Here is a 26,851-nt window from a genome sequence, read left to right as displayed (position 1 = left end):
TTAGACTGGTTTAGCATTAGCAGGAAGATTCTTTTTCAAAATCATTAAATTGCGTCTTTAATTGCCATTGCATGCTATCGAATTAATAACCTTGCAATGACTTTGTACTTTTTTAGCCTCAATGTAATTTCATTAGCTTATTTGCGCTCAAAATCATTTCTCCAAATTTGAGCTAGCCCTTCTTTATAAGTTGGGTATTTTAAAGAAACATTTAAATCCCTTTTAATTTTTAAATTAGATACTCGACGATTATTCGCATAAAACTCTTTCTTGATGGGTGATAGTTCACAATGAAGTGGTTTAATAGATCTGTACACCCCAGTTAAGTACATTATCTCTTAACTGGGGTGTACAGATCTATTAAACCACTTCACATAAATAAGGGCCTTATTAAAGAAAGCCAAACATAGACTATAATTAAATTAATGAATAGGAGAATTGAATGCTTAATATGGAACCTCAAAAAATACGAGCTATTCTTGAGCAAATAAAACACTTTCAAGAAAAAATAGATAAATATCCTAAATTGACCAGGGAAAAGGATTCAGGCTACATTTTATCTGATCCAGAATACCAAAATATGCTTACTATAATAAATACCCTCCCTCCGGACCATCAAGCAACCTTAGTTGCTTTAGTGTATTTAGGCCATGGAGATTTTAGGAAGACCGAATGGAATGAAGCTTTTGGTGTAGCTCAAGAACAATTAACAAAGCATATAGGTCAATACTTGTTATCGCAACCGAATGTAATCAACAACATTGAAAAGGGCCTAAAAATTTTAGGTTTTACAAAGCACTAGAGGTCTTATCAAGATTATACCCATATGTGTGTATTAGAGATTATCATAACTGAAGAAATTGATGATCTACAAATAGCCTCCTACTCTCCCAGTTGAAATGCTTTTTGAAGAGTTTCTTAAACCCTTGGAGGATGCATTAAATATAGAAATAGAATTTTGGCTTAACCTACAAAGAAACTGGGATTTATGGGATGCCTAAACTTGGCGTTTGAAGAGCATTATGCATTAGGAGTATGACATGAGAAAAATAGAATGTTCCAAAACAGGAAGTTGTATTTGGACACTACGTTTTGAAATATTAGGTATTTTCTTGCTAGTTATAGCGACATATCTAACTATTTCTACGGGAAAGGCGCTCGCGATTGTTGCTTTATTTGCTGTCGGCGTAATCCTTTGCCTCTTTACCAAATTATGTGACTTTATTTATCCATCCAAACATCTTTCATGCCCCACTTGTGCCACTCAACACTCCTCCTCTGTTACTCTTATAAAAGAAAAAGATGAGGATGAAGAAGGAAAAAATGCTATGGATAATGAGGGCGGGAATCCAATTCATAAAGAATGATAAGATTTACATTCCGCACCTACAATAATACATCGACTTCGACTAATTAGGGCTTGCAGTGTATCTTGGAAATTATGTTCATTTCCCTAGTAGCATGGACGAAGGTCGAAATTATCCATAACATTTGAATGATATTTCCCTTTCCCTATTTTATTAGGGTGTGTTGACAATTGGTCCCCAACGCCTACGTGTTGCTCCCACGATTTATTCGCGGGAATAGTTTTAATTAACCTATGTCAAAACATGGATTTTCATTGTCTTTGATTGTATTTGGTGGTTCAGATCATAGTTAATTAGGACTAAATGAATGCATTTTAAACCCGGAATCCCAGAATAAATGGTAAATATATAGTTAAATCAATAGGTTATGTGGTGGAGGCAGCGGGAATTGAACCCGCTACCATGGTTTTATAGCTTTTCATGAAAGGCTATAAAGACCACGAGAGACTATATAAAATATGATCTAAACAAAGATCTTGGAATTACCTCTTGGTTGTCTTTCATTGTCTTTTATTGGCGGTAAATAAACCCGCAAAAACCCCTTAAATTTTCAAGATTCAAGAGAAGTAAGTTTTTCTATGGCGTTTAAAACCTAAGGCTCTAGTTTCTTCTGTACTTAATAATGTGCAACTATATCTGTTGCACCTAAATCTAGGGCAACATCAATATCATAAGTTGGACTGACATCATCTTCTATTAAATCCGTTATTAATAACCCAACGATTCGACCACCAACATAAAAAACTCGCTCATTAAGATCTTTTAAATGAGTCGCTGCCTGGTAAAGTGCCTCATTACGTTGCTTAATTCTTATTGATTCCATACATATTTTCCAAGGTCTCTTTTGCAATTTTATTTTCGCGTTTACCACCCAACCTAATCAGATCAAGTGCACTAATAATTACATAAAAATTTTCGTCAGGGATTCTATCCAAAGCATTTGGTAAAGTTTTGTATATCGGAGTTAATGCTAGCCCCTTAATATCTCCATTAATATAAGGCCATACATACGTTTCTTCATTTTTAAAGCCGGAAATACATGATTGCGAAATCATAGGAACGGTCATTAGTCTAACCGTGTAATTGAAAATAGTAGTCCATTTATAACAACTGCGAATTTTAGTTTTTCGAAAGAAATTTTCAAAATGCTCAACTAGAGATTCAATACTAAGGCTACCCGTAAGGACAAATCCTACATCAATGAATCCTTTATCGCTCTGTATCCAGAGAAGAAAGTTAAAATTTCTACAAAAAAATGGTTTTTGACAAGTCCTACGCTTGATGCCTTGCTAGAAATTTATGGTTTTTCAAAGCCCTACTGAAACTGCGAAAAATTTCAATATTCACCATTTGTATTATCAAGGTGTTTTTAACAATTTATTAAGCCTAGAGGGAATAATATAGAGGTGCTTTAAGAAATTGCACTAAAGATAAACACGGAGATAATCATGGTAGCACCTTCCCAAACCTCAAGTGAGTTACGAGCCAAAGCTATGGAACTACTAGGTAAGGGGAGACGAGTTACAAAGCTTGGTAGCGAACATGTTATTTATAAGTCTAAAAATGGTAAAAGTAATCTTAACCTGAATGGGCAAGCGAAAGATATTTACAATAAGGAAATTGAATGCAGACAATTGGCTTACTACGTTGTCCAAAACGATATGAAAAACTACCATAATTCGTTGAGTAGCGAATTCGGTATTAGCAATATAGATTCACTTAGAAGAAATATCTTTGATTCAGAAAAGCTCATGTATGCAGGGTCCTATTACTATTTTACAGATTACCGCACTTTTGGTAATGCACTTTACGATGTGAGTGAGAACTTAAGCGATGGTGAAAGAACCAGTTTTTTAGTAAATAGTAGCGTGCATAGCATGGCAGTAACTATCAAACGTCATGGGCCAAATTATATTGTTAAATTCTACGATCCTAATGAAACATCCTCTCATATTCGAGCATTATGCTTGAATAGAGAGATTTTTCGTAATTTGGAATTCAGTGATTTTTGCAATGACGCAAGATCCCATTTCAGAGAATCCAGGCATATGACACTGATATCTTACGATAAAAATCGCTACCCTGAAAAATCAGTAACTACAACAAGATATGTAGATGAAAAAGAAAAACTTTTTTCCTTTTTGAGATATGGCCTAAACGAGCAGTTAAAAGATTATTTGCAAGAAAATGCCAGTCTACCAGTTGATGTTTTGGAGGCCCGCATAGGTGGTACTCCTGGTGCATGGTTTTGTTTTCAAGAAGGGCATGCTAAATCGCTGGCGATTTTTATAGATGCTGTTTTGAAGGGGCCTTTAACAACAGAAGAAAAGTCGGCGTTAATATTAGCAAGATCTGGCGGCCTCCCAGGATTCCATATAGCTGCCTTTCAAAATCGACTGGAAACTACCTCTGTTTTTTTTCATCAGGTACTTAATAATGATAACTTGTCTGATGATGTTAAAATAGCAATCATTCTTGCCAAAACAGAGCGACATGGGTCTATCATAGAATTAGCAATAACAACTAAGCGCGATAAGGTAATTCAAATTTTTCTTGATAAACTACTTTCCAGCCAATTGCCTGAAGAGCGAAAAGCCGAGGTGTTTAGTGTAGTTCTGGATGAAATACTTAAAGCAAACCGTCTATCTGATGATATGAAAGTCGCACTTGTCACGGCTGCTGCACCAACAGTTTCTGCTCCGGTACGTCTAACTCTTTTAGAAAAAATCCTAGATATAAATTGCCCTCTAGCGGACACTCAGAAAGCACAACTTACCGACCAATTTCCATTAAGACAAGATTCTGCGGCAACGGCAATACCTCCCGTTAGACGTGGGCCTACAGTTATTGAGACAGTCCCTTCAGGCCTTAGAGTTACAATAGAACGAGGTATTGACTTGGATATACCCTCGGCCCAAGGACCACAGCAAAGCCCCAGTAGCTCTTCCAGCAGAGCCTTAGCTCCCGTCAAGCGTGGACCTACAACTACAGAGATAACCCCTTCTGGTCTTACAGTTATAATAGAACGAGGTATTGACCTGGATACGCCCTCGGCCCAAGGACCACAACAAAGCCCCAGTAGTTCCTTCAGCAGAGCCTTAGCTCCCGTTAGGCGTGGACCTACAACTACAGAGATAACCCCTTCTGGTCTTACAGTTATAATAGAACGAGGTATTGACCTGGATACGCCCTCGGCCCAAGGACCACAACAAGGCTTTAGTAGTTTCTCCAGCAGATTTTTTTCCTCCGTCAGACATAGATCTGCAACTGTACAGAATACGGCTCAAAGAGAGATAACTTCTGCGGCATCAAGCGCCAGACAAGTTAACGAATACAAAAACACATTAAGTAAAGTTAAAGAAGAACAAGCACCAGCACCTGATATATCGCCAACACGATAGATAGGTCGTGAATTCTCGGCTTTGTCGCAGAAAATTTGAGACTCTATTAGAGTTTCGAAATTTTTTGGAGTTCGGCAATGCTTAGTTTCAAATGGAAGCATTTCAAACAAGATGTGAGCTTGCTCTGGAGCGTGGCCTGAAGGTAGACCATTCAACCATTAATCGCTGGGTAGTTGAATATTCTCCACAACTGGAAGAAGCTTTTTGCAAGCGCCACAAGCGTTCCACGGGAGGTTCCTTAAGGATGGATGAAACGTATATTAAGCAACTCGTTGCTAGTAATTATCAATGATCTGTCACAAAACATGTCCTATAATTAGGCAGTCCGTTTTTTTAGAAAGTCGCCCAACTAAAAAGATATTAAATAAATCAGCTAGCTCTCTTTTGATTCATTTTAGTTTTACTCGAGGCGAGCGACATCTCGGGATAATTTGTCCCCCTGGGAAAAAATAGAGATTTCCTGAGCCAGTTATGGATTGCAGAAATGGCGCAAGTTAATTCTGGCGATTGGCTTTACAATCATAAACCCCGTCAAGGCTCATTACAGAGCCATCCAGTGACACACCTATCATTTTTGCCATTTTCTTCAATGGGTTAAATGCATCCCTTATCATAGGTGATTCGCTTTTGTTGCCAGGCGCTGTGACAAATGGCGCAATAACATTACAGTTCCTGTCACAGATGGCAACGGCTTTATCCCCTTTGAAGTGTTTGTGACCACTGTAGGCAATGTTGTCACCCCTTTTTTAGCAACGGTTGTGGTTCCGTCTCCATGAAGAACGCTCGTATCCAGCTTATTGCTTTGAGCAAGAAGAGCTACTGATGATTCAAACAGTTGTTCAAAACAACCCTTTTTCAGCCAAGCCCTAAAGTGCTTGAATACCCGGGTGTAACTTATTTCTGGTTTACCCGCTGCTGTTTTCTCAATCGGCAATTTATACCATTGGCATCCTGTGTGAATGATATACAAAATGTAATTAAATATTTTATAGAGAGCTATTTTCGGTCTTGGTCCGCGTTTCCCATTTTCAGGTAAGGAAAGACAAATTCATTGAACTCTTTTTCTGTTAATTCCGTTGGAATCCTTTTGTAGCCGGCCTTTCTCATGCCCTCACCTTTATTTTTATTGTCTGAATCAGACCTTGCAATATGAAGGCAATTAATTGTATTTAAAGGCTTTTCTGTAATTTATGAAACTAGCAACGAGTTGTTATTGAAAGCTTCTTTGGACGTTTAAAGCAAGAGCGAGTTCAATGGCGAAATTATCAAACTCGATGGGAAGCTCAACAGGACATTTTGAATTACATCACCATGTTCTATAACAGCCACAGATTGCATTCTTATTTAGGATATTTAAGCCCAAATCAATTTGAAAAACAGAGTGATTTTTTAATGAAAGTTGCTTAACTGGGGTGTAACAATTTGGTTGACCACGTCAACTGTGCATGTCCCCACAAACCGCCGCAACTTCAATATCACTGGTATTACTATTGAGCATATCAAACAGATAATGGCTTTCCTGCTCATTTGCGCCAATAATCTTTGTGCATAAAGGCAGCCAGTTTGCGGACAACGTGTAAGCAGATACTCCTTGACCAAACCCAAAGTATTTTGTTGAGAACCTTGCCATAATAGAATTGAATTTAGTTTCTAACTTCTGACCACCAATGCTCGCATGAATCCCATAATCAGCCAGGTATATTTTTCAAATATCGGCATTCATCACCACATCATTTGCTTGGGTTAACGTCATGCGGCGAATAAAATGGTTCTGTCGTAAAGACGACATAAGCCATCAGAGTTTATTAAGTTTAATTGATTATCATTTTATACAGCATCGTTTAAGTTCTTAGCATTTCAACTTGTTTGTGAAGAAGATTTCATATTTTTGATATGAAAATAGCTGTGGTGAAGATGTCACATGTACCCACATTTATAACATTAACTCTTATTTTGCGTTGGATTCGGTGCTCAAAAAAGCCTGGGGATGTCTAATCCTCATCTTAAAACCCATGTGCCATTATGAGGCAATATTAAAGATTAATAGAGAGAAAATTATGAAACCGATAGAGGAGCAAGTAATAAGTAACCTAAAAAAGTCTGATACATTGGATAATGAGACAAAAGGGGTATTGTTGCAGCTAATAAACGATGAGCCCCTAGGTACCTCAAGTGCCGAATTTAGAAATCATCCTGCACTAAGGAATCATTTCGACGAAAAATCAAGTGATGAGCTGGACTATTTTATGCTATGGCTAAGAATAGAAGAATATATTAGCAATAAGAATGATATTGCTACGACACAAGAAAGATTAAGTTCGATTGAAGAAGCACTAAAGAAATGTATGGAACAGGTTACACCACAAGCAAAAGCTCGTGGAACTTCAATGCTACCAGTAGCTATTGCTAATTCACAGTTTATGAGAAGGCTCTATACATTGAGTGATGAAAGCTTAATCAATATGTTTTTAAAATATTTACCTACGCCAAGGGCGAACGTATTTAAAGGACAAGACCTTCCAAAAAAAATCTTTAAACGAGAGCAAGACTCAACAAAAGCAATAGTTAACCTGTTGGAAAGGAACCAAAATGATCTCCCTTATGTTGAAGGTGAAATTGTTAAAGTACAACGCAGAATTAGAGATGGCATAAGGAAAGAGCATAATTTACAACGATTGCCTCACCGATATAGATATTTATGGCAAAATCCGGATCAGCCAATGACCTCTGAAGATGGTGAGAAATTCGCTAAAACAATATTGCTAGATGCGAATAAACCTTATCAACCTAAATGCGAAGAAAAGTTAGCCAAACGAATTATGGAAGCAGCAAAAAGAGTAGAGTTATTTTCTACAGTCACTCATTTAACAGCTGCATCAGCTCTAGAATCAATTTTTAATGATGGGCTTTATGGACGGCGCAACATGTTAGAACTTTATATGTCTTTTAGGCCGGCATCCTTGTTCCCAAGTGACATTGAAGACGGCGATGCAAATGTTGTTTGCCTGGGAGCCAATGCAATTGATCCGCAGGCCAAACAGGGTATTCAACTACAATTTGATATAAAAATGGTAACAGCAAATAATCCATGCGTGTTTTATAAGCAAAGAGATTTAGGATTCGATCCAGAGAAAATAAGGAATGTTAAAATTGGTAATCTAGACCTGTACTTTTCACATACAGGGACTTATAGAGGACAACCAAATGAAGTTTCTTCACTCGTGCTTTATTGCCCCTCAGGCAAAGAGATATACGCTTTGTCTAATATAACAAAAGCACTTCTGATAGCCGATAATACAAAAGATATGCATCAAATTTTAACACTTAATTTTTTTAGATTTATTGATCGATTAATGTGTTTGGATTTCTCTGAAAATTCTTACTATAAAAAGTCAATATATACCGAGCTAGACAAACTAAGTGATCATGAGTTAGAAAAAACATTAATGGAAATAGGCATAAATATGACCGATACAATGGAGTTTAATTTTTATGGTGCGCATACGATTGATTTTTCAGCTTTATTAACTATAAAAAAAGAAGAGCCATCCTATACTTTAGCTTTCCCCACTTTTATTTATGAATTAAAATCAGGCAATCTTAAAAAATTAAATGAAGCTATGGAGGAATTACCAGAGATATTCAATAGTTATCGCTTTATTGATTACCTTCTCTCTACTTCGAATGATGAAGGGATTATCGCTAGACTAACACAACAAAGGAGTAAATGTAACCTTCCTAATTGGATGGAAGAGGTTACGTCAAAAATTTGTTCATATAGCTAAACTTGAACGTTGCAAGCCATGGAAATTTGACGTGGTCAAGCAAAATGATACATCCCAGTTAAGCTACTTTCTCTAAACTTACCGTCTGTTTTTCAAACTGATTGGGACTTTGATATCCCAAATAGGAATGCAAGCGGTAAGGGTTATAAAGCATGACGATGCCGGTTTTTTCCATTAAAATCAGGTGATATTATCTATACAGGGACTCCAGCAGGAGTGACCTCAATATCGAAAAGTACTGTAGCTGAATTACTCTGGAATAATTACTCTTAACGTGTAACATGGGAATTGGAATCTGAGTTATATATCTTATTTAAACCCAGGACCCAGGGGACAGAGCAATTAAGCTTGTCCCCAGTCTTTCGCTGCGCTCCATGGAAGGCTCAAAAAGGGATGTTTAGAAAATCTTTATAAAATTTGAGCCTTTACTATAATGATAATGGGGTTAAGTCAAAAGACAGTGTTAACTAATTATCTTCTAAGAACTTGAGGAGGAGCGTGAAATACTAAAAAAAGCAGCGTTTTTCGCCAAGGAAAGCCAGCGATCTACGCGATGATTAAAGAACAGTAGGCTTTCCACACCACCAAAAGCCTTTGCCTCATTTTAGGTGTATCAAGAAGCGCCTATTACGCCTGGTCTAAGAAAATACCCAGTCAATGTAAACAAGACAATGAAGACTTAAGTAAGCTCATAAAGGAGCAGTTTGTGAAGTCCCGCAATACTTATGGTGTTCCAAGAATTCAACTGGTATTACGTAAAGCAGGCAATTTTCATGGTAAGGCACGAATAAGCCGTATTATGAAACAGGAAGGACTTAAACCCAAGGCAGCAAGGCATTTTAAAGTAACTACCAACAGTCACCATAATAAACCTATAGCCGAAAATATTTTAGGCCGACAGTTTAGACCTCACTGTTTAAATAAAGCTTGGGCATCGGATATCACCTATAGTGCGCCCAGTCTTTGAAACTAAAAGGATTTAGTAAGCAAAGCAAGAGTAAAGATGGAATGCATCATTTTTTTTAAGGAACTAAGAGAAATTGTGCAGCGCGCAATACTGATGGCATTAGAACCTATCTGGGAGAGCGATTTTCATCGACTTTCCTATGGCTTTAGACCAGAAAGAAGTGTGCATCATGCAATTCGCACCGTAAAACTTCAACTTCAAGACGGAGCAGAAGGAAATGAGGCGGGACGATGGGTGATTTATCAAGCTACTTTGATACAGTTCACCATAGATTGCTTATGAAGAGCTTACGCAAAAGGATAAAGGATAACCGTTTACTAACACTCTTATGGAAATTCATCAAGAGTGGGCATGTAGAGAAGAATTTATTCTGTGCTGCGCATGAAGGTGTACCGCAGGGCGGTGTACTATCGCCACTTCTATCAAACATTATGCTAAATGAGTTTGATAAATGGCTAGAAGAAAAGTACCTAAATAAAAAGACCAGAAAGGATCGTTGGGCTTGGAACTTTAGAATAAGACAACAGAGCCCTATTACGATAAAAGAAAATCGGCAATGGAAACCTGCTGTTGCTTATTGCCAATATGCGGACGACTTTGTCTTGATAGTAAAAGGGACTAAAAAGCATGCAGAAATGATCCGTGAGGAAAGTAGGGAATTCCTGGAAGGGAAACTTAAGCTAACGTTTAATATGCATAAAACGCATATTACTCACGTAGATGATGGTTTTGTCTTTCTTGGGGATCGTATTATCCGCAAACGCGGCCCTCACGGTAACATGAGACCGGTAACCACTATACCTAAGAGTAAATATCGTGGTTTGTCAGATAAAATCACGAAAATGCTACCGGGTAATCATAGTGAAAATAAAGTTGAACTAGTCAAGAATCTAAACTACATGATTGTAGGATGGACTAACTTCTATCAATACACTGATTACACAGCCTATGTTTATAGCAAACTTGATCGCGTAGTATTTTGGAAACTAGCACATTGGTTAGGAACTAAATACAAATCCTCGATCAAGCAATGTGCCGCAAAAGGAATTCGTAAACCAAAAGCGGCACGGGCTAAAACGTGGATGGTAGAAGGACTAAACAGACGAGGCTCCTTTGAGCGAGTGTTCTTAAAGAGATTCGTCACCAGTAGTAAATATCAATTTAAATGGCGTAACCCAGAGTCTAATCCTTATATTAAACGTAAGGAGAAAAGAAATACGATAACGTCACACTATCATAAAGTTGCAACGGCTCTTAGCTGCTCTTAAATGGAAAGCTGCATGCGCTGAGAGGTGCACGTGCAGTTTGGGGAGAAGATGCAGGGAAATAGTTCAACTCTTACTCTACTCCATACTAATGAAGGATGGCTGTATTTGGCGACTGTAATTGACCTATACAATAGAAAGATCGTTGGTTGGAGTATGGGGACGCAGCTGGTTAGCCAGCTCACTGAGGATGCTCTAATGATGGCAATCAAGCGCTGCAAGCCACCCAAAGGCGTGATTCATCATTCAGACAGGGGATCGTAGTGCTGTAGTGATATTTATCAGACTCTTTTAAAACAACATGGTTTTATATGCTCAATGAGCGGCAAGGGCAATTGTTATGATAATACAGTGATAGAAAGCTTTTACCACACATTGAAAATTGAATTACTTTATGGGGAGAAATTTAAAACCAGAGCTGAAACTCAATTACTTGTATTCGACTACATTGAAGAGTTTTATAATCGTCAGCGACTACACTCTACTCTGGGATATCAGACACCAGATGAGTTTCAGTTAGCTGCATAAAGTTGGGGTCCGGAATTTTGAGGCAAGATCAATCAGCCAATCTAGTAAAAACCACACCCCATGATTCGGCTGCAGTTTGACCCTCTCTCTCAAATCATTTATTGAACAATGTGCTATATTTTAAATAAATAAAATAAAACTAACGGCCTATGATTTATGTACGGATGTTAGCCTCAGCATCAGGTAATTATTATCAAATACTTAATGGAGAATACCCTTCATGGTTATCTCTTGAGGAGCTGGATGCGCAGGGTGAATATAAAATCACTGAAAATATAAGCCTAGAAACCTTATCCCAAGAGAAAAGTGAAGTTGCTCGTATTCGGCATTCTGCCGAAGAAAATGAGAAATTAATTTATAATGATTTATATGAACAAAAATTAGTCCAAGAAGCCCAATCCGGATGGTTTCCAGTCTCATTATTAAGCGGGGTTGCTCATCAAGTAACAACAGCCTTCAATTCCGCGGTAGCTACTACACAAACGCTAACCTCCGTCTTATATAAAGCAAAACAAGCTACTTCTGAATTAGGGCTTTTTAATACCTTAAGATTGGGTACTCGTACTTTATTAGACCCTAGTGCCCGAAGTGGTGTAGTTGCTCTTGGTTTTCAATATAAGGACTATAAAGAAAAAATAAAAAAAGGACAGCAATCTCACCTTTATGTTCAAGAGGACCAGGAAAAACGATTGGAATATCTTCATAAAAAAGGATCTAAACGAACTGAATCAGAAACATCAACCTATAAAGAATTACTGGCTTCTTCCTATGAGTTAGAGAATCAAAAAATAGCTCAACAATTTCGGTTGGCAACTAGAATCTTGCAGCATTTTGAACAAGAGGCTACCTACCCTTTAGATCCCGATATCAGTACTAGAGAACATATTCAAAAACAAATAGAACAACTGCTAAGAACCCGTCATTATGGGGATGGAAGTCACAGCCTCAATATTGATGATTATAGTGTTATCGAAATGGTCGTTTCTAAAATTCTTTTAAAGAATAATAGTGCTTTACTTAAGGAAAGTGATGAGCCCGATGCACGAAAAAATATTGGCATTTTAATTCCTGTTCATAAAGAGCATAATCGTCTTAAACCCAAAAGTCAGTGTTATACAGGCGAGGATTTTTTAGCCAGAAAATTGCAACAATTAGAATTTTTATTTGAAGGCATTGAGAATATAGACTGGCATGTGACCTTTGTGGAGGATCAAGCAAAGGCTGACTCCAAACATCGCTCTATTGATGAAATCAATAAAAGACTTAGGGAAGACAAACGAATCCTTCATCTGAGCTCTAAAGTAACCTGCCTAGACTATGCAGAAGATTTACACGAAGAACAAGAAGCCTATAAAAACCGTGAACTGAGTACCATTTCTGCCGATGATCTAGCAAGAAAGTCGGTAAAAGGAGCGGCCGTGCATTTAGGGATGCGCTATTTAGTGCAAGCCTGTAACCCTTCAGGAGAAAAAAAATACAAATCACCTAAAGCCGATGTGGTTTTTAGTACCGATGCTGATTTATCAATTAATCTGGCTGGTATAGGACTGGAAATTGATCCTATCTTAAGGAAACAAAAACATGCATCAATAGGTTCGAGAAGAATCCAAAATTCCCATGTGTATGGCCGTTCTCAATTACGAGAGTTACAGTCTTTTCTATTTAATCAATTAGTACGTGCCAGTTTAAATATCCAATTATCAGATACCCAAGTGGGGGCGAAAGCGTTTAGCGCAGAAATGATAAATGATATCCATAAGGGTTTCGATGAAATATCTATGGCCTTTGATCCGGAAATCATTCGTTTAATGAAAGATTTTCAAATATCAGGTGCACCTAAATATTCCCTTGGACTTCATTTGGAGGAAACCGGCAGAGTTTGGCGTGATTCAGCGCTTGAATCACAATCGGCCGGTCAATCGATGAATATGTTTGCTGGATTACGGTCCATCTCACAGCGTGTAGCAAGCCAACATAAAGCCCCTGAAAAAGGAGAAAATTTAGTAACCAGTGCAAGTTTGCTGGAAAAGTTAAGTACTGAAGGTGAATGTTTCACCCAATTAATGCAATTGGCAAATGACGATCGGTTTCGAGTCATTGCGGATTATTTTAATGAAATTTATACCGCAATTGCCCCTCAAGAAATTAAGAAATTGATGGTAGATAGTCATCGCCTATTTACTGCGCTAGCGACTAATTCACAGGATAGCGAAGCGATTATTCGCACAATCACTGAGGATTTAACCTCAATTTTATCCAATATGGACGCTTCAGATTATCTCGGTTTTATTCTGGATACCTTTCCTGAAGCCTATGCTATTGGTGAATTATTACAACGTGACCCTAATTATATTCGCGTGATTATCCCCTTGCTTTTAGGCGATGATAACCCCTTAAATTTGCTTGTTGGTTTTAAAGATGAACCTAGACTGCCTTTGAAAGATGTGGCCTTTGATGAAGTTCTAATTGGAAAGGTTAACCCCAGAGCATTTATTGTAGAAACAGTAGATGATCTAACGCGCTTAGATGCTCTTAGTCAATCCGAAGAGCGCATCATTATCGATAATATGAATAGAGTGCTTCTTATCACAGGTGGAAAGAAATATACCTTTGAAGGAGTGCATCGTTATAACTTACCCATGAGTTCTAACACTCAACTTACTGAACTTTCCGAGTCGACTGAGAAAACTCAATTGATTGAACAGGTGATTAATCTCCATAAAACCAATACCTATAGAGGGCAGTTGCAGGCTTGGCAATTATCTAAAGCACCTAAAAAACCAGATAAAGAGCGTGTGTTTAAGTCCATGAACGAAGAGCGATTAGCTCAAAATCAAGAGGATTTAAAAACGATAAATGAGAAAGCCTCAGAAAAAATAAAAGTGGGTATTGTGTTGAATTATAATTCGGATAGCACTTCTAAAGCCTATATCGATAAAAACATCCAAGGAAAAATTGAGGCTTTAAAAGCAGCATATGGGCATTTAGAGAACATCGAATTTCATTTTATCGTAGTAGATACTCGCCCCAAGGATAAATGTACTTCTAAAATAGATGAATATATTGACAGTCTTCTGACCCAAACAAATGAAGCAGGGATCAACTGTACGGGCAGTCAGGTTCATTTTAATCCGCCACCTGGAGCACAATACTCTAAAGCAGAGGCTGTTAAATTCGGAATGGATTATGGCATTGAAACCCAAAAATGTAACATTGTCGGCTATGTCGATTTTTCAGATAAAATCCATATCGAAGAAATTGGCGCGGCTATCTCTCAAATTTGTCATGAAGGGATTGAAAAGGGTTCACTGGCAATAGGTTCGCGACGATTAGAAGAATCTGATGTGGAAAATAAGCCAATTATTCCCTTACTGCAAAGCAGCTTCTTAAATTTATTTATTAAATCCATGTATCCAAGATTATTTCATCTCAGCGATAGCCAAACTGGATTTAAGTTTTTCAGCCAATCTGCCTGGGAAGCTATTCGTGATAAAAATCCTCAAGATAACTCGATGGGATTTGATATCGAACTACTCCAAATCGCAGCTAAATGCGGTTTTACAATTTCTGAATTTCCGGTTGATTTTTTTGATTCCCGACAGAATGAAATGGAATACAAAACCCAACAACAAACCAGTATTTTTCAAGGGTTAATTGAAATTCGAGGTCGACTCGATGATAGCTTCTATGGCGACATGAAACCGGATGAAACACGATTATTAGGCTGCGGTGCGGAAAATATGGTGTTCCGATTAAGCAATGGATCCATTATCAAAATTCCCCATGAAGCATTAGGCGATGATTTTTTTACGATTCTTAAAAATGTTATTTTTAAAGATAGGCAGGCAACGACTATCGATGCGCAACAAGAAACCCTTAAAACAGCAGGCGTGCTGAATCAAATTATGGCTCATCCCGTGATTCAGCAAAATATGGCTGCCCTTAGAAATTGGAAAGAGCTAAATGCCTTTGTGATGCGGGTGATTTCTGCGGTAGAAAATAAATCCTATAAAGCCATTGGTTATGAAACTTCTTTGCGCTTTGGCAAGGATTTAATTATTCCATTCAAGATGATAGATCATCCTATTAAACTCAATATCTTGGGCCAAGAGCGAATCATCGAAGGATACTCCAATGTCAAACAATCCGTTCCTGTCAGTGAAACCTTTGGCGATCGATTTTATGAGCGTCTCAAAGGAGTAAATCCAGAAAGTGACTTAGATGAACAAATGCTACAGTGCGAACAAATTGACCAATTATTTGATGAGGCTATTGGTCTTTTTGATAAATTATGGGAAAGAGGGCTATTTGATTTAGATACTAATTTTATGCGTGATACAGGGTATTATCCTAGCTCATCCACCGGCGATTCAACATTAATGAGTTTGGATCCTGGAGAAATTATTGATGATTTAAGGCAGTTAGATGTTGAAGCTGCTTTAAAGAAACTAACCGAACGGGCTGATTTTCAAGAAATTAAAGCCGCTGTAAACAGCTCTAAGCTACACCCAGAAGTAAAAACTCGTATCCTTGAAGCCTACACCAGAAAATTAGAAACGTTTTTTAACAGGGTAGTTAAACCAGACGTAGAAGCGGTAAAACAAAAACGAGAACCTACTCGCTTTGGTATAGAGAGGTTCGGGATGAGCGATTTAACCTCGTTTGCGATTCAGTTTCCTGAAAGGCTTAATCTACCAATTCAAGAACTCGCAGAAGTAGATCAGGCTCATTTAGCAAAAAGAGAAGCCTTTAAGCTGTCAAAATACGGTTACCAAAAACCATTTATTAAATCCCCTCCCCTCAAAACAGAGCCACAAACCTTAGCGATTAGCCGTCCCTTTTTACATACGATTACACAAACGACTTCTGTTCCCTTAGATCCTCATCCTAAAGAAAGTAAACAATGTACTGAAATTGGCTCGATATTGCCCTTAATGATGCGCCGTGAAATGGATAAAGAAGCGCAACAGGACATTATTGTCCTCGATGGTGGTAGCGCAAGTCGCTCCTCCTTATTAAAATTCGCTACTCCGGATCAGGCCAAAGGTGAGGTGCAAATTAGCGGTCAATGCTCCTATGTTTATGCCGCTTCTGTTGGGGATCAAATTTTAACTGCGTTAAATCCCTCTTTGAACGTTGGCGATGAGGCAAGCAATTATGTAGTCATGATGTCTGGAGATGATTATTTAGAGCTTAACGAAACCTCTATTGAGCGGCTTAAAAATTATTTTGCAACTGATCCGGCACCTGGCATGTATTGGGTCGATCTGCCCAATGCCGGGAAAGATTTTTTTCCAATGACTCAAGAACAAACCCTCGAGTTTTTAAGAAAAAATGAAGAGGAACTCATTGGTCTTATTCGCAATTTTACCGAAGGTATTCCTTTCTTAAAGGGGTTTTCTGATGAGGGTTTAATCGAAATGTTTGCAGATGCCTTGCAAAACTCTTTTGATAATTATAAAAAATTACGCCCTGATGAACAAAAATTAGCGGGGGGCAGTAAAGAGTCTTATAAAGCACAATTATCAAGTATTGCCCCACTTTTAGCTCCGGCTATCGATTACTATAAACAATATCTTATTTTTCATGCCACTAAAGAGCTGGGTGGCCCTAAAACACCTTTTTTAATGGTATTCCGCAAAGAATTTTTAGATGAATTTCATCAAGAAATCGTCAAGCCCTTATTAGCCAAACATGCCTATATTATGGAAGATATTACCTGGGAAAATTTACTGATTCGGGGATTTAAAGCCGATAAAACCATTTGGCAATCGATGGGAAAACCCCCTCAGCTTCCTATGGAGGTTTGGAATGAAATTTATGATAAGTTACAAATCCTGAAAACAAAATGGAATATTGATGTAGACGATGTACAACAAAATGAACAACGCGTATTTCATGGTTTTTGGCATAACTTAGATGATCCTATGTCCGTACTCCATTTTCTAGAACATCGCTTTTCTTCGATGGAACAACATAGGATTATCAAGGAAGTTCCTCATCAGAGCAGAGGGCTAAAGGTGATTTCCGATAGCTGTTTACCTGATAATCTGGAAACACGTATCCAATCCTCTGTTGCCGGGACTCTAGGACTATTAAATTGTGATCTGAGCAAAGGGCAAATTAAAATCGCTAATGTTGATTCAACTGTAACTCCGTTGCAAAATTGCACTAATTTATTTTACGATATTCGCTTGGAAGAAGGCCAAGAGTTAGTTGCCTTACCGAATCATTTGGTCGTTGCCATAGAAGGCAACATTTTTTCTGTACCTATGCAGATGATCAATAAAGCAGATCTAAAAACGCTGCCTGTTTTTTATTATGAGCAGAATGGGGACAAGCAATTTAATCCTGTTCGTGTTGCAACATTAGCAACTATGCCCCATGTCTGCACTGCCTTAGAACGTATTCAGGAGGAAGCGAAGCAGGGTATTGTATCCCAGAATTTTAAAGCAAGACTTCAACAAGTCTTGCATGAAGAAATGAGCCCCCCCTCTCCGGGAGAGCAATTTAATTTATAAAAGTGAGCTATTGGAGTTAAGAATGAGAGAAAAAAAAGTAGAAAATATTTTATGGCAGATAATTGATAAAAAATTCGATGTGCCTGACTCTATTGCAGCACTTCCAGCTAAAGTGAGTGGCACCGATATGGTAAAAATTATTGGCTTTTCAGCCATGATGTTGTCCAAATCAATTCTTCAGGCAGCTATCAAAAAATATGAATTATCATCACAGGAATTTCATATTGATGGTCAATATCAAGGAAAAACAGCCGTAGAATGGTTAGCTCCAAGAGCGGCACAAGGAAATCAAGAAGCCATTGAAATGCTCCAGATTATGAACGACCTACCCTCAATGCAGGTTTCGACTTCGTTTTCTATTGTCCGTCAATACTAAGCAGAGCTGACTTGCCAACACCTCAGAATAAGTCCTATTCCTAATTTGAATCTCGCATTCTATAAATTCCCGCCAACCTAAGAATTGATTAATTTTTGTTACAACTCGTTGCTAGTAATTATCAATGATCTGTCACAAAACATGTCCTTTAATTAGGCAGTCCGTTTTTTTAGAACGGTCGCCCAACTAAAAAGATATTAAATAAATCAGCTAGCTCTCTTTTGATTCATTTTAGTTTTACTCGAGGCGAGCGACATCTCGGGATAATTTGTCCCCCTGGGAAAAAATAGAGATTTCCTGAGCCAGTTATGGATTGCAACTTGTTGCTAGTTTCATAAATTACAGAAAAGCCTTTAAATACAATTAATTGCCTTCATATTGCAAGGTCTGATTCAGACAATAAAAATAAAGGTGAGGGCATGAGAAAGGCCGGCTACAAAAGGATTCCAACGGAATTAACAGAAAAAGAGTTCAATGAATTTGTCTTTCCTTACCTGAAAATGGGAAACGCGGACCAAGACCGAAAATAGCTCTCTATAAAATATTTAATTACATTTTGTATATCATTCACACAGGATGCCAATGGTATAAATTGCCGATTGAGAAAACAGCAGCGGGTAAACCAGAAATAAGCTACACCCGGGTATTCAAGCACTTTAGGGCCTGGCTGAAAAAGGGGTGACAACATTGCCTACAGTGGTCACAAGCACTTCAAAGGGGATAAAGCCGTTGCCATCTGTGACAGGAACTGTAATGTTATTGCGCCATTTGTCACAGCGCCTGGCAACAAAAACGAATCACCTATGATAAGGGATGCATTTAACCCATTGAAGAAAATGGCAAAAATGATAGGTGTGTCACTGGATGGCTCTGCAATGAGCCTTGACGGGGTGACGTGGTCAACCAAAATGTTACACCCCAGTTAAGCAACTTTCATTAAAAAATCACTCTGTTTTTCAAATTGATTTGGGCTTAAATATCCTAAATAAGAATGCAATCTGTGGCTGTTATAGAACATGGTGATGTAATTCAAAATGTCCTGTTGGGCTTCCCATCGAGTTTGATAATTCCGCCATTGAACTCGCTCTTGTTTTAAACTCTCAAAGAAGCTTTCAATAACACTATTATCCCAGCAATCTCCTTTTTTACTCATACTGCCAATATAGCCTTTACTCGTTAATAAGTTACGGTATAGGTAACTTGCGTATTGAGTTCCTCTATCGGAATGAACAACGAGCCCTGCTGATGGCTTTCACTGCCAAATAGCCCTATTCAGAGCATCACAGACTAATGTTGCTTTCATTCTAGAACCCATACTCCAACCCACTATTTTTCTTGAAAATAAATCCATAACAACCGCTAAATAAAGCCAGCCTTCCTGAGTCCAGACATAAGTAATATCGGATACGTAAGCTTTATTTGCCTCTTTAACATCAAACTGTCTATTTAAAATGTTTTCATAAACCGGTTGTTTATGGTTGCTATTTGTTGTCACTTTACATTTCTTTCGATAGCGAACAAAAACTTGCGCCTCTTTCATTAAATTTTGAGTTCGTCTTCGACCTTCTGGATAACCCAATGCATTTAAAGCATTCTTCATCCTGCGGCTTCCATAACAATACTGGCTGGCTTCAGCTATTTTCTTTACCCATTCAAGAGTTTCTTGATGCGCAGGATCATCTGGCTTATTTCTTTGGCGGTGTTGATAACTGTAATAGCCATACCGTGTAATGCCCAGTAGTTGGCACATTACGCCAACTGGCCAGGTCTTCTTATTTTGGGCAACAAACGAATATTTTATTTCGTTTCTTGAGCAAAGAAGACCGCCGCCTTTTTTAAGATCTCCTTTTCCATCTTCAAGCGCTTATTTTCTTCCTGTAGGCGGCGTATTTCTAATTGCTCTGCAGTTAACTTGCCATTGCCTCGAAATGCTTGGCTATCTTGTTCTCTGTGTTCTTTTATCCAACGGCTTAATAGCGCTTGAGCTATGCCTATATTATTTGCTGCTTCCGTGACACCATAACCTTGCTCTAATACCAAGCTAATGGCATCCAATTTAAATTCTTTGGGATATTTCTTTCTTAGCATCATTACTTTCTCCAGTTAAGTACATTATCTCTTAACTGGGGTGTACATATCATTAGACCATATATGGACCCTGCCAGGCACCGCAAGAGGTAAATTTCAATTTTTAACAAAAATAGGTTGAGATGCAGTCATATATTCGGTTTTTAATAAGTGTTATAAATCACTCTAACCCTGATAGTATTCGCGCTCTTTCTCCTCATCACGTCAACGATCTTGAAAACGATCTTGGTCTAATACAGGTTTTGAAAGAGCTGGTCTTACCTATTTTGCTATCAATTTTGTCTACCTTTAGCAATCTCCAGAACAAAGTAACTTCTTGTTTTACTTACATCGCTTAATATTGCTGAATGTACTTTTTACATTCAGTAATATTAAGTGAAACTATAATTTGATTAATAAATTTTATTTATGAGTTCATTATGCAATTGCCAATGGCTTACGATAAGACTCGCCTGTCGCCAACATCGCCCAAATTGTACGTGCATTTTTATTGGCTAATGCTACTGCCGTTTTGTTAAAACCAATACGAAGCTTTTTCTCTATTACCCACTGGCTTTTTTTATCCTTTTTGTTCCCGCATGTTTTTATGACTGTGCGTGCGCCATGAATCAGCAATGTCCTTATATAACGATCTCCTCTTTTTGTGATAGAGCCTAAAACAATCTTGTTGCCACTGGAATTCTGTCGAGGCACTAAACCCAGCCAGGCAGCTACCTCTCTGCCATTTTTAAAAACAGTGGGATCACCAATTGTAGCTACTATTGCCGAGGCTGTTATAGGTCCAATGCCTTCTATGCTTTGAATTGCTACACAGCGGGGATCAGTTTTTGCTTGTTCACGTATCTCTTTATCGTAGTACTTGGCCTGCTCATCATAAAGTTTAAGTTGTTCGTGTAACTGTAAAAATATTTTCTTTGAACATGAGCTTATCTTATCTTCATTAGCATCTAGTATTTCAGGTAGTTGCACAAGACGCTGAATACCTTGAGCAATAATAATTCCATATTCTGCTAAAAAACCACGAATTTGATTCGCTTGAGCGGTTCTTTGTTTGACCGCAAGCTCTTTAGCTCGGTGGAGTAATAATACATCCTGTTGTGTCATATTCTTTATTGGTACAAAACGCATTGTCGGCCGTGTTACAGCCTCCGATATTGCCTCAGCATCCTTTGCATCATTTTTATTGGACTTTACATAAGGTTTTACAAATTGTGGTGACATCATTTTTACTGTATGGCCCATTTCAACAAATAATCGAGACCAATAATGAGCTCCTCCACAGGCTTCAACGCCAACAAGACAGGGTGATAAATTTGCCATAAATTCAACTAGTTTTTCACGACTCAATCGTTTACGCAAAACACCTTTTCCATTACTGTCTGTACCATGAAGCTGGAAAACATTTTTTGCTAAATCTATTCCTAATACTTTAATATTATTCATTATGGATCCTCCACTTTTTTGAATGAAACTAAACACTCTCATTCTGGCTCTTTATGAAGCCTCGTTAAAGTGGCAGGGTCCATACTATTACGTCAGAACGTATTAATTTACATGATGTTATACAAAGTTTAATAACCAATGAAAAAATCAATTTATTGGCTATATATTAGTCTAGCAAAGGGGTGTACGGATGCGCAGGGAAATTTCGTACCTTCCTGAGAAGAACCCCAACCAGGTGTACCGCCTTCATATTGTTTTAATATCGATAGTATTTGACTGTCTAAATATTTTGATTGTTTCATAAAGAATCTCCTTCAGCATGGATTATGAGAAAATTCTACTTTTACCATCAGTTATTTTTCAGGGATTACACAAAAAAGGACAAAATAAACCAATATAGTTTAAAATTAAAACAAACCGCTTTGTTTTAAGGTAGTGCGCAATGACTCCTATATCTACTATGAAAGCATTTACAGGATATTTCTATGATTGCTATCAAAATATTTTTGAAAAAACTCCTATAGATTTTTGGGGATATTTGTATTTTGATTTTAAAGGTCGTTACTTACAACTTAATTCTGAGGAATTAATCATAAGTGATATTTTAAGCAAGGAGTTATTTATTGAACAAAATCTTTGTAAAAAAAATTACCAAAATGATATTTTATATGTATGTAATGTTGATAGTGATGATGTAATAGCATCAGGTATAAAAAAATGTTTGTTAGATCGTAATTTTATATTTTTCGTGGATATTATACGTCAAAATGCAAATCGTGTAGAAATGATTACATTCGGCTCCTCACATAATGTAATTAGTACAAACAATTTTGTATTTAACAATCTTGATTACCTTAATATTATTAGTGAAGATCTATCTAAAAAAGCACATAGATTACATAGCAAAGATAATTTTTTAATTTTACCTAAAGAATGCATTATTCAAATAAATGAACGCCTGAGTTCTAGCCATAATAATAAACAAGAAAGTCTTAAAGATCTTATTTTAAAATCTTCACATGAAAAAATGGCAGAAATTATAAAGGATAATGTATTAGACTATAATCAACTTCCTTTCAGTTTTTTGGCTGCCCCAAAACTTACTCATAGAGAAAAAGAACTGATATATCTATTTTTCTATGATTTTAATATAAAACGCATAGCCTCTATTTTTGATGTTTCTAAACGTACGGTAGAAAGACAATTTAAGAGTATAAAAAAGAAACTCAACTGTGAAGAAACAAGTCAAATCATTCCAACTTTAATAAGAAATGATTTTGAGTTAAGAAAAATAATCACCAAATAGCTTTTAATTACTTCGCACTAGAGCTTGCAACCTTCCATGACGAACATTAATGCTAGGCGTGAGAGTTTTAGTAGGGCACCAAAACAGTTGTAAAATTCCCAAGGTGATATATAATTATACATTGTGTTTTGTTTTTGGTGTTTGCCGTGTCAGTTAGTATTTCAAAAATCCTTAAATTACTCCAACCTGAAAAATTTCAAAGCATCAAAGATAGTTTGCAGGAATCGGCTTTGATGGATAGCTTTTCAGATAATTTTGATCAGAATAGTAACAATAAATATCACACATTTTTAAAAAATTTATTAGAAGATAGTTCTATAAAATTTAATGCTCAAGAAATAAAAGCGATTAAAAAGGGAGGAATAGCTTTGATTAAATGTTCAGCGGCACTAGCATTGATTTGTTCAAGTAGCTTTTCTCCAGTAAGCCCCGCTGTTTTGGGGATATTTCTCCTTACACTTAGCCAAAAAAATGCATCTACTAACCCTAAGATTTTGCAAAAATCGAAGGAAGAAAATTTTTCCACTGATATTCATCAAAATTCTCAAGGAAAAAGCCAACCTACTTTACAACAAAAAAATGAAGCTCTTGATACCACAAAGCCAATTGCAGATGGAATCGATAAAAAACGTGTAAATAGCACATTAAACGAATCTGATTTAATTTACGAAATATATAAGGTGATAAAATCACTTGATGATAAAAATCTCACGGAATCCGATAAGGTAATGATAAAGGGAGTTTTTAAAAGTTGTTCTTCTCTTCTCGCTCTTTCTTTAAGTTTATTGACTGCCAATTCTACTCCCATAGTTAGTATTCCTTTGATTCATTCACTTGTCGATAGGGAATTAGACAATTTAAAAACTCAACCTGCAGCTAATCTCTCTCAATTAGATCTACTAAACTTGGAAATGATGTCATCGGGATATTTTTAGTGTGAAAATACAGTCACAATATAGTCCCGCCAATTAACTTTGACAACAAATGACGCTCTTTGCAGTCCATCATAACCCCTGAACTAGAGTAAAATCTGCGTGACTAAAGATAGAGTAGTTGTTTAGCCTATAGCCCCAATCATTTTAAGAGGCGGCTTAATGATAAATGGCGCAAATAAACTTGATTCTGCAAAATGAAAAGCCTTAAATCCCTTCATGGGTTTGGTCATTTTATTGATGAACAGATGCTCTTGCTCCATGATATTATTGAGGTATTCGATTTGCCTAACATTAAATTGAAGAAACACGCCACCATCATGAAAAGGAGAGCCAGCTTACGGGTGATGGTATCAATACCCGCTTATTGGTATCGCTTTTATCTATGGCTACCTTCTCTAGAATACTGTCTGAACCAACGACCAGCGGTTAATAGTCAAATGATCCACTTTCAGACCCCGTGTTGAAATAGTATTTATAGTATTCAACGATAGATTTAATCTAACCGTTGGGGCTATTTCATATGTTTGGAGCATTAGCGGAGTTTGAGAGAAATTTAATACGAGAAAGAACAAAATCAGGATTGGCTTCTGCTAGATCACTTGGTAGGCTTGGCGACCGTTCTAAACAATTAGATAAAAATAAGCAAATTTAGAATTTTTTTTGCGACATAACCCCAGTAACGAGTTGGCTAATAACTTTTCCTCACTATCGATGAATTATCTTGAGATTCAGACGATTTTAATTGATTTCTTGCATTTCTTTGCATTTCTTCGAAGAAAGTCTCATAACCTGTGCAATCTCCTAACCGCACTAACTTGCCTTTACTGGCTATAGCTAATTTCTCGCATTCGCTTTTTACACTAGATAAATTTGCCGCAGCTACCTTTTGATAATAATTATCAATATCCGAGTTATTCATAACGCTCTCTGCTACCTTACAAAACTCCTTTGCTCTAGGATCACCTGCTAAACCCGCATGATTATCCTCGCTTTGTTCACCTAAATCATTTATGGATCTGACAAGTGTGGATTTATTCTTTGTATAGATAGGAGGAGTAGGATGAAAGAAACGAAAGCTATTTGGGTTAACAGCCCTTTCGTGATCAATTGAAGTAAAAATTAGTTTATCTTGCTCATCTCTAACCACCATATTAGCAAGTTTTGTATCAGATTGTTTACCGAAAATTTGATCAGTTATAAGGGTATCTGCTAATCCAATGACCTCTTTTTTCTTTAACTCGTCTATTCGTCCATTACGAACAAACTCCTCAACATCTTGAGTATGATCAAATTTTCGAGACAAGGTGTGGTATTGGAAACCATTTTTTATTGGTGTTTGCATGATTAAACATTCAGGTTGATCTTCTCGAATTTTATGAAGGGCATTAGAAACCATTAATTCTTTTACTAAATCACTACGAGAATGAGCTCCTTTTTTAACATAAATATTCCCAGTCCCTGTATGCTGCACATAAGAGGATGAGAGAGTTCCATGGATTGGCCTACCTATTTCTTTAAATTCGAATGAATTTTTAACAAGCTCCCCACAGTCTTTAATTTCTTCTTTCGATTTTATTGCATGCTCTCTTTTTGTTTCATTCAGCAACACGTAAGAAACATATCCAGCCATAGTGGTAGCGGCGCCTCTTAATATTTTACTATACATTCTTTCATATCCTAAAATTGCAATCTGTATCAGGAATTCGTACATGGGACCTTTTGAAGGGACCATAGTAAGCTAGAGAGTTTGAGACTACAACGCATCTAGCGTACTAGATTGATCCGAGTAGATTTTACTATTTATTTTTCAAATCAAATTTTGACACAATGTCTGCCGCATCTTTCTGGATTTCCTTGAAATATTGCTGATAAGCGTCACAATTATTTTTACCTCCAAAAAACGTGCTGTTTCGAGATAAAGAGCTACATTTGTTATATAGCGAATCTATATCGGCATTTGCAACTCTTGCATAAGCTGATTTAATTCCCTCTGAACTCATTACTTTCATTGCCACCTCTCTAAATTCTTTTGCTCGTTTATCACCAGCAAGGCCTGAACGGTTGTCATCACTAGGCTCGTGCAAGTCGGCAATACCAGCAATTAATTCCTGAGCAGAAATTGGATATCTCCTTTGTCCCGAATTAAAAAAACTAAACGTGGGTAAATTAGCTCGCTCATGATCAATATTAGAAAAAACCAAGGTATCACCTTCATCCTTCACAAGCATATTCGCTAGTTTGGTATCTGACTGTTTACCTAAAATATTATCCGCTATTAATGTATCTTCAAGGCCAATCACCTTTTTCTCTAATAATTCATTAGTTCTTCCTGCTCGAACAAAATCTTCAACATCTTGAGTGTTTTCATGTTTCCGGGAGAGAATATTGACAAAACCGTTATTGGTTTCTACTAGTTTGCATTCAGGATGATTTGGATTAACCTTATTTAGAAAACCAGCCATCATAAATTCTTTTTCAGTCTCGGTTTGGTTTCTTGTCTGTTTTTGAACATATTCAACTTCTTTTGTTAGATCTTTAACTACAACAAGTTTATGTGATCCATGTTCTGGTTTTCCAATAGTTTTGAGCGCATCTTGAGCTATAACAATATTATTAATTTCTTCTTTATTAATAATTGGAGACTTCAGCTTAAGATATCGTGCAATGTAATCAATTTTTTGTTTCATAATACCACCTTAAATTTTATATTTATGTAAAAATAATGATCAACCTGTGTAATCAGAGATTATTTTAAATTAAAAAAATTAAGGTTTATTTAGAAAGTTGTCGCACTTGCGTCACAAAATTTAGCCGCTAATCTACAGGATTATTTACAATTCAACGTAAACAAGACAATGAAGACTTGAGT

At 37.0% G+C, this 26,851-nt stretch carries 19 protein-coding genes and 4 pseudogenes; 15 read left to right on the top strand and 8 right to left on the bottom strand.

Going from position 1 to position 26,851, the window contains the following annotated elements; translation table 11 throughout:
* Positions 1-442: 442 nt before the first annotated feature.
* Both BN1094_RS03130 and BN1094_RS03125 read left to right on the top strand, forming a co-directional pair.
* Complete coding sequence (locus BN1094_RS03130; protein WP_043872918.1) at positions 443-802, top strand: DUF3775 domain-containing protein; 360 nt, start codon at positions 443-445, stop codon at positions 800-802.
* Between the two features lie 238 nt (positions 803-1,040).
* Positions 1,041-1,367 (top strand): hypothetical protein, encoded by a 327-nt coding sequence (locus tag BN1094_RS03125; protein WP_043872917.1) that lies wholly within the window; start codon positions 1,041-1,043, stop codon positions 1,365-1,367.
* Positions 1,368-1,983: 616 nt separating this feature from the next.
* Here BN1094_RS03125 and BN1094_RS03120 read toward each other — a convergent pair.
* Together BN1094_RS03120 and BN1094_RS03115 are read right to left on the bottom strand one after the other, a co-directional pair.
* Positions 1,984-2,190 (bottom strand): hypothetical protein, encoded by a 207-nt coding sequence (locus BN1094_RS03120; protein WP_043872916.1) that lies wholly within the window; start codon positions 2,188-2,190, stop codon positions 1,984-1,986.
* A complete protein-coding gene (locus BN1094_RS03115; RefSeq protein WP_245614146.1) occupies positions 2,171-2,434 on the bottom strand; it encodes a hypothetical protein in 264 nt (87 codons plus the stop codon). Before BN1094_RS03115 ends, BN1094_RS03120 begins: the two co-directional genes overlap by 20 nt.
* A gap of 381 nt (positions 2,435-2,815) precedes the next feature.
* Between BN1094_RS03115 and BN1094_RS03110 the strand changes: the two genes are divergently transcribed.
* Positions 2,816-4,768: a ShET2/EspL2 family type III secretion system effector toxin gene (locus BN1094_RS03110; protein WP_043872915.1), complete on the top strand. Its 1,953-nt coding sequence runs from the start codon at positions 2,816-2,818 to the stop codon at positions 4,766-4,768.
* Between the two features lie 115 nt (positions 4,769-4,883).
* Positions 4,884-5,033: pseudogene (locus tag BN1094_RS20040) on the top strand (IS6 family transposase); the annotation flags it as partial.
* 345 nt (positions 5,034-5,378) lie between these two features.
* Here the strand turns inward: BN1094_RS20040 and BN1094_RS03100 are convergent.
* The gene (locus BN1094_RS03100) at positions 5,379-5,816 is read right to left on the bottom strand and encodes a transposase (RefSeq protein WP_218054609.1); all 438 of its coding nucleotides are present in this window, start codon (positions 5,814-5,816) and stop codon (positions 5,379-5,381) included.
* A gap of 161 nt (positions 5,817-5,977) precedes the next feature.
* Between BN1094_RS03100 and BN1094_RS19160 the strand changes: the two are divergent.
* Positions 5,978-6,175 (top strand): annotated as a pseudogene (locus BN1094_RS19160) (IS3 family transposase); the annotation flags it as partial.
* Positions 6,176-6,203: 28 nt separating this feature from the next.
* Here BN1094_RS19160 and BN1094_RS20265 read toward each other — a convergent pair.
* Entirely contained in the window at positions 6,204-6,449 is a 246-nt protein-coding gene (locus BN1094_RS20265) for a Tn3 family transposase (RefSeq protein WP_425411906.1), read from the bottom strand.
* Between the two features lie 376 nt (positions 6,450-6,825).
* Here BN1094_RS20265 and BN1094_RS03095 point away from each other — a divergent pair, with 376 nt between their 5' ends.
* From BN1094_RS03095 to BN1094_RS20255, 7 genes and pseudogenes are all read left to right on the top strand, one after another.
* A complete protein-coding gene (locus tag BN1094_RS03095) occupies positions 6,826-8,553 on the top strand; it encodes a hypothetical protein (protein ID WP_043872914.1) in 1,728 nt (575 codons plus the stop codon).
* 601 nt (positions 8,554-9,154) lie between these two features.
* Positions 9,155-9,520 (top strand): IS3 family transposase, encoded by a 366-nt coding sequence (locus tag BN1094_RS03090; RefSeq protein ID WP_081934957.1) that lies wholly within the window; start codon positions 9,155-9,157, stop codon positions 9,518-9,520.
* Between the two features lie 230 nt (positions 9,521-9,750).
* Positions 9,751-10,788 (top strand): reverse transcriptase domain-containing protein, encoded by a 1,038-nt coding sequence (locus tag BN1094_RS03085; RefSeq protein ID WP_342666457.1) that lies wholly within the window; start codon positions 9,751-9,753, stop codon positions 10,786-10,788.
* A 69-nt stretch (positions 10,789-10,857) separates the two neighbouring features.
* Positions 10,858-11,313 (top strand): annotated as a pseudogene (locus BN1094_RS20260) (IS3 family transposase); the annotation flags it as partial.
* Positions 11,314-11,477: 164 nt separating this feature from the next.
* A complete protein-coding gene (locus BN1094_RS18685) occupies positions 11,478-17,834 on the top strand; it encodes a glycosyltransferase family protein (protein ID WP_052403101.1) in 6,357 nt (2,118 codons plus the stop codon).
* 22 nt (positions 17,835-17,856) lie between these two features.
* Entirely contained in the window at positions 17,857-18,210 is a 354-nt protein-coding gene (locus BN1094_RS03065; protein ID WP_043872913.1) for a hypothetical protein, read from the top strand.
* 478 nt (positions 18,211-18,688) lie between these two features.
* Positions 18,689-18,892 (top strand): transposase, encoded by a 204-nt coding sequence (locus tag BN1094_RS20255; protein WP_218054608.1) that lies wholly within the window; start codon positions 18,689-18,691, stop codon positions 18,890-18,892.
* 240 nt (positions 18,893-19,132) lie between these two features.
* On the opposite strand, the pseudogene BN1094_RS03060 reads toward BN1094_RS20255, so the two are convergent.
* Together BN1094_RS03060 and BN1094_RS03050 are read right to left on the bottom strand one after the other, a co-directional pair.
* Positions 19,133-20,301: pseudogene (locus BN1094_RS03060) on the bottom strand (IS3 family transposase).
* Between the two features lie 414 nt (positions 20,302-20,715).
* Positions 20,716-21,741, bottom strand: a complete 1,026-nt coding sequence (locus BN1094_RS03050) for an IS110 family RNA-guided transposase (protein WP_043872911.1) — start codon at positions 21,739-21,741, stop codon at positions 20,716-20,718.
* 442 nt (positions 21,742-22,183) lie between these two features.
* Here BN1094_RS03050 and BN1094_RS03045 point away from each other — a divergent pair, with 442 nt between their 5' ends.
* The 3 genes from BN1094_RS03045 to BN1094_RS19145 all read left to right on the top strand — a co-directional run bounded on the left by BN1094_RS03045 (position 22,184) and on the right by BN1094_RS19145 (position 24,634).
* Positions 22,184-23,047 (top strand): helix-turn-helix transcriptional regulator, encoded by an 864-nt coding sequence (locus tag BN1094_RS03045; protein ID WP_043872910.1) that lies wholly within the window; start codon positions 22,184-22,186, stop codon positions 23,045-23,047.
* A 146-nt stretch (positions 23,048-23,193) separates the two neighbouring features.
* A complete protein-coding gene (locus BN1094_RS03040; RefSeq protein WP_043872909.1) occupies positions 23,194-23,982 on the top strand; it encodes a hypothetical protein in 789 nt (262 codons plus the stop codon).
* Positions 23,983-24,502: 520 nt separating this feature from the next.
* Entirely contained in the window at positions 24,503-24,634 is a 132-nt protein-coding gene (locus tag BN1094_RS19145; RefSeq protein WP_081934955.1) for a recombinase family protein, read from the top strand.
* Between the two features lie 36 nt (positions 24,635-24,670).
* Here BN1094_RS19145 and BN1094_RS03030 read toward each other — a convergent pair whose 3' ends face one another.
* Complete coding sequence (locus BN1094_RS03030; protein WP_099908989.1) at positions 24,671-25,693, bottom strand: hypothetical protein; 1,023 nt, start codon at positions 25,691-25,693, stop codon at positions 24,671-24,673.
* An 85-nt stretch (positions 25,694-25,778) separates the two neighbouring features.
* Positions 25,779-26,669: a hypothetical protein gene (locus BN1094_RS03025; protein WP_043872906.1), complete on the bottom strand. Its 891-nt coding sequence runs from the start codon at positions 26,667-26,669 to the stop codon at positions 25,779-25,781.
* Between the last annotated feature and the right edge of the window lie 182 nt (positions 26,670-26,851).

Source organism: Legionella massiliensis (assembly GCF_000756815.1).
Lineage (GTDB): Bacteria > Pseudomonadota > Gammaproteobacteria > Legionellales > Legionellaceae > Tatlockia > Tatlockia massiliensis.
Note: the sequence above shows the minus strand (reverse complement) of the source record. Positions and strands in the feature narration are given on the sequence as shown.